The organism is Vibrio sp. Vb0888, from assembly GCF_033338835.1.
Taxonomy (GTDB): Bacteria; Pseudomonadota; Gammaproteobacteria; order Enterobacterales; family Vibrionaceae; genus Vibrio; species Vibrio alginolyticus.
Genome location: NZ_JAWOTL010000068.1, coordinates 1 through 1812, shown reverse-complemented (window position 1 = coordinate 1812; position 1812 = coordinate 1). Strand labels below are relative to the sequence as shown.

Sequence of the window (1812 nt, the reverse complement as noted above, 5' to 3'; positions counted from 1 at the left end):
TGTCGACACGAACGATCCTTTTTGTTCGCTTTGCAGGATAAGTCTATGCATACTCCGCTGCTTTGGAGGTCAAGATGCATACAGCATTCGAACAAATTTTCGATCTTGGCCCATTCAGTTGGCCTGCCCTATTTTGCTGTGCCATCAATGGGTTAATGATTGGCATAGAACGCCAAACCCGTGGTAAACCAGTAGGTATTCGCACAGCAATTCTCATTATTTCAGGCACCTACCTGTTTATGTCGATGGCAGTGTCGTTATCACCAAACACGCTCGACCAAGCTCGTGTGCTTGGTCAGATAATTACTGGCGTCGGCTTCTTGGGTGCAGGCGTGATGATGACGCTGGATGGCAAAATCCATGGCGTCACTTCGGCAGCCGTCATTTGGGTACTGGCAGGGCTCGGTTTGATGATCGGCCTCGGTTACTTAATGCAATCGGTCGTGATTACCTTGCTTGCGTTGAGCGTTCTGCTTGGCGTGGATAAAGCCGAAAACCGTATCAAGGCGTTACGTCGCGGTGTTCATCAAAAAATTCAGCAGCGCAAAACCTCCTCTCGCTTGATCAAATAAGAGAATGGTTGGCCTGTTTCAATTTTCCAATAAAAAAGCCCGCGAACATCGCGGGCTTTTTGGTATCTGGCTTTCGCTAAGATTATTTAGCGAAGTTGATGATAGGTAAACATTTGAAGAAGCCGTTATCCGCACAGTTCAACAGACCAATTTGCACGCCATCGATTTGGTCAGTCATGTTGAAGAAGCCAAGTTGGAAGTTAGACTTTTTAGAAATACTCGCCAGACCAACGTCTGCCATGGTGTAACCTTCTGAGTAGTTCACCGCACTCCAGTTTAGGCCTTTCACGTTGTTCGTGATGTTTACCGCACCAAAGTTCACACCAGTTGTTTGGCCTTGGTTCCAGTTAACCAAACCAAGTGACGCACCTTTCATTTCTTGGTTTACTTTCGCTGCCCCAAAGAACAGACCGAAGTTCACACCCGTAGTACGGTCAGTTTCAGACATACCTAGAACTGAGAAGTCGACGCCTTTTACTTCGTTTACTTGGCCATGCAGTACCGCCAAACGAACACCACCAACAGCAGAGTTTGATGGAGCGTTAGTATGGTCGATCGTTGAAAACATCACAGGGGTGCTGTTCGCAAGAGCAACAGGTGATGCGATAGTGGCTGCAACAGCCAATGACGTCATAAGCTTTTTCATTTTTATCTCCATGATGGTAAGCAGTAATTTACAACATAGTGTAATGTTCAGATTTTGCGCTATTCGGACACAAAAAGTGTTAGCAATAGGTCATATTTAACAATCTGACTATCCTAGAAAAAAATTCATCTCAGTTATTTTTCTGTTTTTCCACTGACGCTGCCGGAACGCATCCCTCACAATTCACATCTTCTTTTACCTGCCCTGAAAAATGCACAGTGGGCAAACACCAGACGCAAAAAAGCCGAGGTTCACACCTCGGCTTTTTGTTCTACTCGGCTTGGAATAGCGTGGGATGATTACATCATGCCCATGCCACCCATACCGCCCATACCACCCATGTCAGGCATGCCTGCACTTTCTTTTTGTGGTAGGTCAGTTACCATCGCTTCTGTTGTGATCATGAGACCAGCTACAGATGCTGCAAATTGTAGAGCGCTACGAGTTACTTTAGTTGGGTCTAGGATACCCATCTCTAGCATGTCGCCGTATTCACCCGTCGCTGCGTTGTAGCCGTAAGAACCTTCACCCGCTTTCACGTTGTTCGCAACAACTGAGTCTTCCTCACCTGCGTTCTTCGTGATTTGACGGATT

The 1812-nt window shown here is 46.5% G+C and carries 3 protein-coding genes; 1 reads left to right on the top strand and 2 read right to left on the bottom strand.

Annotation, left to right across the window (positions count from 1 at the left end; all coding sequences use genetic code 11):
- The first annotated feature begins 74 nt into the window (after window positions 1–74).
- Entirely contained in the window at window positions 75–572 is a 498-nt protein-coding gene (locus R7P72_RS23840; RefSeq protein ID WP_318110804.1) for an MgtC/SapB family protein, read from the top strand.
- Between the two features lie 82 nt (window positions 573–654).
- Here the strand turns inward: R7P72_RS23840 and R7P72_RS23835 are convergent, their stop codons facing one another.
- Complete coding sequence (locus tag R7P72_RS23835) at window positions 655–1218, bottom strand: VC2662 family protein (protein ID WP_318110803.1); 564 nt, start codon at window positions 1216–1218, stop codon at window positions 655–657.
- Window positions 1219–1517: 299 nt separating this feature from the next.
- Window positions 1518–1812: TCP-1/cpn60 chaperonin family protein (locus R7P72_RS23830; RefSeq protein WP_318110802.1), on the bottom strand; the 295-nt coding region annotated here is incomplete at its 5' end.